Origin of the sequence: Neisseria sp. 19428wB4_WF04, assembly GCF_015235335.1 — a bacterium.
GTDB classification, from domain to species: domain Bacteria; phylum Pseudomonadota; class Gammaproteobacteria; order Burkholderiales; family Neisseriaceae; genus Neisseria; species Neisseria musculi.
Map to the genome: position 1 here is coordinate 1 of NZ_JADGLG010000087.1, position 5552 is coordinate 5552.

A 5552-nucleotide genomic window follows, 5' to 3' on the forward strand; every position below is an offset into this window, starting at 1 on the left:
GCAGCCATACGGCAACGCAGTTTGAGAAACAGATATTGGCACTTTGGGTACTGATGCCGGTGAGTCTGGCGGTATCGGAAGCGGTCAAATCAAGTGTGAAAAGGCGCAGGATTTGACGGAATTTTGATTCGGTAATTTTACTGAACTTTTGGTATTTGTTTTTAATAGGTATATCAGAAGCTTAACATCATTTTTGCTGATTTTGCTTCGTAAGCCACATATTTAATTTAGATATGAACACATTTAGATTTAGCATTATCTATTGTTATGGAATTAATGGTGCTACTTATTTTTCTAATCTACTATTTTCTACTATTTTTCTGAAGAGAGATCAATGGAGTGAGAGATAAACTGTTTCCGTTTCGCTTGAGTAGCCTGACGAACTGCCCTGTTAATAAACCGCAGCGGAACGTTACTGGTCTATTTTGCATTTTACGATATAATTCAATTATCAGGCAAAACAACAACAACGGAACACACATTATGCCCCCCGCTCCCGTTACCGTCACTTCCTACAATATGCACAAAGGCATGTCGGCGCTCAACCGCAAAGTTCAGGTCGGCAGCATGGCCGAGGCTCTGCAAAGCCTCCATTCCGATATTTTGTTTTTGCAGGAAGTACAGGGCGAACACCGGGGGCGCCGTGCCAAACTGCCCGATTTTCCCCACCTGCCGCATTACGACATTATCAGCGAGCGCCTCTCTTTTCACAGCAGCTACGGCAAAACCGCCGCCTTCCCCGAGCGCCACCACGGCAACGCCATTCTCAGCCATATGCCCATCAACACCCGCCACAATCTCAATATCAGCGTCAATAAACTCGAGCAGCGCGGTGTGTTGCATTGCGAAATCTGGCCGGAAAACTGGAATGTACCGCTGGTGTGCCTGTGTGCCCACCTCAACCTGCGCGAGCCTGACCGCTTAAAGCAATATCGGGCGATTTTTGATTACATCACCCGCCAAGTCGATCCCCAAAGCCCGCTGATTATCGCCGGCGACTTCAACGATTGGCGTTACAAATCCACCATTTTGCTTGGCAATGCACTGAATTTGCAGGAGGTGTTTGTAGATGAAAACGGCAAACGCCCCAAAACCTTTCCCTCACGCCTGCCCGTTTTAAGCCTCGACCGCATCTATACCCGCAATCTCGAAGTGGTCGGCGCAAAAATCCACTGCAGCAGACAGTGGCAGCGGCTCTCCGACCATCTGCCCCTGAGTGTGAAAGTGCTGCCCCGCATCAAACAGCCGTAACGTATCCGCATCCAAACCGGCCGTCTGAAACCTTTCAGACGGCCTTTATTGCCTGGACGGCTCACCGAAACCGCCCCAGCATGGTGAATCCGCTTAATTTGCGGTAAAAAGCAGCAGCCCGCAGACAATATGAAACCCGATTCTGTTGCCGCCCGGGTTTTGCAAAACCATTCTCTCGAGCGGAGATGCAGCAACGCCGCAACAGAAATCAAGCGGATTTGACATAGCAAAACAGACACAGCGAAACAGGCCGGCGCGGCCATGATTTTAAAGCGGACGGATTGGCGGCATCTTTGCCAACCATCATTAAAACCGCTATCCTTTCCCCTTTTTTACCTTTCCCGAAAACAACCATGAACATCACCCAAACCCTCGCTGCCGAACTCTCCGCCACCGCCGCTCAAATCACCGCCGCCGTTGCCCTTTTAGACGAAGGCGCCACCGTGCCCTTTATCGCCCGCTACCGCAAAGAAGCCACCGGCGGGCTGGACGATACCCGGCTGCGCACCCTCGAAGAACGCCTCACTTATCTGCGCGAGCTTGAAGAACGCAAACAAACCGTATTAAAAAGCATAGCGGAGCAAGGCAAACTTTCAGACGGCCTCAAAGCGCAAATCGAAGCGGCCGACAACAAAACCGCGCTTGAAGATTTATACCTGCCCTACAAGCCCAAACGCCGCACCAAAGCGCAGATTGCCCGCGAAAACGGCCTGCAACCGCTGGCCGATTTGCTGCTGGCAAACCCAGACCAAGACCCCGAAACCGCCGCGCAAGCCTATCTCAGCGGGCAGGTTCCCGACAGCAAAGCCGCGCTGGAGGGCGCGCGCGCCATTTTGATGGAACAATTCGCCGAAGATGCCGCGCTCATCGGCACCCTGCGCGAAAAACTGTGGCGCGAGGCCGAGATTCACGCGCAGGTGGTGGAAGGAAAAGAACAGGAAGGCCAAAAATTTGCCGACTATTTCGACCACCGCGAAGCCGTGCGCACCATGCCCGGCCACCGCGCGCTGGCGGTTTTGCGCGGCCGCAACGAAGGCATTCTGCAAGCGTCCCTGAAATACCGCCCCGACGACACCCCGATAACCGAACCCAGCGACTACGAAAAAATCATCTGCAAACACTTCAATATCGAAGACCGCAACCACCCCGCCGACAAATGGCTGCGCGACACCGTGCGCCTTGCCTGGCGGGCGAAAATCTTTCTTTCGCTCGAAATCGAAGCCTTAGGCCGTCTGAAAGACAATGCCGATACCGATGCCATCACCGTGTTTGCCCGCAACCTCAAAGACCTGCTGCTGGCCGCGCCCGCCGGCCGCCTGCCCACGCTCGGCCTCGACCCCGGCTACCGCAACGGCGTGAAATGCGCGGTGGTGGGCGACACCGGCAAACTGCTGGACACCGCCATCGTTTATCTCCACCAAGAGAACAACATGCTGGCCACGCTCGCCCGCCTGATCAAACAACACGGCGTGAAACTGATTGCCATCGGCAACGGCACCGCAAGCCGCGAAACCGACAAAATCGCCGCCGAACTCGTGCGCGCGCTGCCCGAAGCGGGGCTGCACAAAATCATCGTTTCCGAAGCCGGCGCGTCTGTTTATTCCGCTTCAGAACTGGCGGCACGCGAGTTTCCCGATTTGGACGTTTCTCTGCGCGGCGCGGTATCCATCGCCCGCCGCCTGCAAGACCCGCTGGCCGAATTGGTGAAAATCGACCCCAAATCCATCGGAGTCGGCCAATACCAGCACGATGTCAATCAAGCGCAGCTTGCCAAATCGCTCGATGCCGTGGTGGAAGACTGCGTAAACGCAGTCGGCGTGGACGTAAACACCGCCTCCGCGCCGCTGCTCGCCCGCATCTCCGGCCTCAACCAAACACTGGCGCAAAACATCGTTGCCTACCGCGATGAAAACGGCGCGTTTGCAAGCCGCAAAGCGCTTCTGAACGTGCCGCGTCTCGGCGAAAAAACCTTCGAGCAGGCCGCCGGCTTTCTGCGCATCAACGGCGGCCAAGAAGCGCTTGATGCCAGCGCCGTCCACCCCGAAGCCTACCCCGTGGTCGCCAAAATGCTCGCCGACCTCGACATCAGCGCCGCCGACCTTATCGGCAACCGCGAAAAAATCAAACAAATCAAACCCGCCGCCTACACCACCGAACAATTCGGCCTGCCCACCGTTATGGACATTCTTGCCGAACTCGAAAAACCCGGCCGCGACCCGCGCGGCAAGTTTCAGACGGCCGCATTTGCCGAAGGCATCAACGAAATCAGCGATTTAAAACCCGGCATGATATTGGAAGGCGTGGTGAGCAACGTTGCCAACTTCGGCGCATTCGTGGACATCGGCGTACACCAAGACGGCCTGGTACACATCTCCGCGCTGGCCGATAAATTCGTGCAAGACCCGCGCGAAATCGTCAAAGCCGGCGATGTGGTGAAGGTGAAAGTGCTGGAAATCGATGCCCAGCGCAAACGCATCGCCTTAACCATGCGCTTGAATGACGAACCAGGCAGCGGCACGGCAAAAAACGCCGGGCCGTCTGAAAACAAACCGCAACGCACCGGCGGCACAAAAGGCAAAGCGCAACGGCAGGAAAAAATACCCGCCAACTCGGCCATGGCCGATGCGTTTGCGAAGTTGAAGCGGTAATCCATTTGTCGAAACCCTAATTTGAGATTCAAGTATCATGATTACACGAGAGAATCTTACAGATTTATTAAAACTGCTGGACTTTCAGCAACACGGAAAGATGTTTTCCAAAATCATAAACGGCCATGAACTCAAAGCCGATTTTGCCAATCAAAAACTTATTTATCCCGCAGGCATTACCGCCGAGCGCGAGACCAGCAAAAATTTCAGCCACAACGAAAACTTTGTCGTATTCGAGTGCGTGCATAATCTTTTGCAAACAGGCTACAAGCCCGAACACATTACTCTTGAGCCCAAAACAGTCGGCGGGCGCGAAGACACGAGTTTTTACTGCGACATTCTGATTAAAAACAATGACGGGGAAGAATATCTGCTTATCGAGTGCAAAACTACCGATGCCAAAGACAGCGAATTTGACAAGGCATGGAAGCGCATGCAGAAAGACGGCGGCCAGCTTTTCAACTATTTCAACAGTTACCGCAAAGCGCAATACCTGTGCCTGTACGCCGCCGATTGGGCAAACGGCGGCGTAGAACAGAGCTACCGTCTTGTTTCCATGAAAGACAACGAAAAATATCTGGAAAGCGACAATAGGTTGAAAAGTTACAAAAGCGTGCGCGAAGAAAGCGGCAGCAAAGCCGATTTTTTTCAAGTATGGCAGCAAACCTACCAGCTTGACTCCACCGAAAACAATCTGTTTGAATCCGCTCCGTTCCACATTGGCACACGTCCGTTTGCCACCACCGATTTAAAAGAAGTGGATAGTCTCGCCATCCAGAAAAAATACCACCGCTTCGCCACTATTTATGCGCCAGCACAACGTATCGGGTCGCGAAAACGCATTCGACAAGCTGGTCAATATCTTTTTGGCAAAAATCAAAGACGAAAGCGAAAACCCGAATAATTTAAAAGTCTATTGGAAAGGCGCGGCACAAGACAACTATTTTGACCTGCAAGACCGTCTGCAAGAGTTATATAAAAAAGGCATGGATGAATTTTTGGGCGAAGAAATCACCCACGTTACCAACAACGAAATCGAAGACGCTTTTGCCCTATTCAAAAACAAAAAAGACGAAACCAAGCGCACCATTTTAGAAAAATTCAAAGAAATCAAATATTACACCAACAACGACTTTGCCTTTCTCGATGTACACAACCGCCCGCTGTTTTTCAAAAACGGCGCAATTCTGAAAGAAGTCGTGCAGATGCTGCAGGACATCAAACTTAAAACCGACGGCAGCGGGCAAAACCAGTTTTTAGGCGACTTATTCGAAGGCTTTCTTGATCAAGGCGTAAAACAAAGCGAAGGACAGTTTTTCACGCCCATGCCGATTGTACGTTTTCTCGTGTCGTCTTTACCTTTGGAAAATCTGATTAAAAACGGCGAAAGCGTGCCGAAAATGATTGATTACGCCTGTGGGTCAGGCCATTTTTTAAACGAATATGCCACACAAATCCGACCCATCATAAATCAATATAAAAACGCCGACCCCGCACCGTATTACGCTGCCGCCTACGGCATTAAGTGTCAATTCCATTCCAAAACTGAGCCACAGTTGTGGTCTAAAATTGAGCCACCCTATGAGCGGTGTTTCATCCGGTAAGAATCATTGCCCGTCTCAAAAATATCGCAGCAATAAGTCAGGCGGTCCA

Annotated in this window: 4 protein-coding genes and 1 pseudogene; 4 read left to right on the forward strand and 1 reads right to left on the reverse strand. The window is 52.1% G+C overall.

Translation table 11 applies throughout. The annotated features are described in order from the left end of the window. A pseudogene (locus tag IR141_RS13600) lies at positions 1-172 on the reverse strand (IS1595 family transposase); the annotation flags it as partial. Positions 173-483: 311 nt separating this feature from the next. Here IR141_RS13600 and IR141_RS11955 point away from each other — a divergent pair. The 4 genes from IR141_RS11955 (at position 484) to IR141_RS13610 (ending at position 5503) form a co-directional block, all read left to right on the forward strand. Further along, complete coding sequence (locus tag IR141_RS11955) at positions 484-1251, forward strand: endonuclease/exonuclease/phosphatase family protein (RefSeq protein ID WP_135037580.1); 768 nt, start codon at positions 484-486, stop codon at positions 1249-1251. 353 nt (positions 1252-1604) lie between these two features. Continuing rightward, a complete protein-coding gene (locus IR141_RS11960) occupies positions 1605-3899 on the forward strand; it encodes a Tex family protein (RefSeq protein WP_135037583.1) in 2295 nt (764 codons plus the stop codon). 100 nt (positions 3900-3999) lie between these two features. After that, positions 4000-4803 carry a type I restriction enzyme HsdR N-terminal domain-containing protein gene (locus IR141_RS13605; protein ID WP_209304433.1) on the forward strand — a complete coding sequence of 268 codons (804 nt, stop codon included), beginning with the start codon at positions 4000-4002 and terminating at the stop codon, positions 4801-4803. Next, a complete protein-coding gene (locus IR141_RS13610) occupies positions 4766-5503 on the forward strand; it encodes an N-6 DNA methylase (protein WP_209304434.1) in 738 nt (245 codons plus the stop codon). The genes IR141_RS13605 and IR141_RS13610 overlap by 38 nt, the downstream gene beginning before the upstream one ends. The last annotated feature ends 49 nt before the right edge of the window (positions 5504-5552 follow it).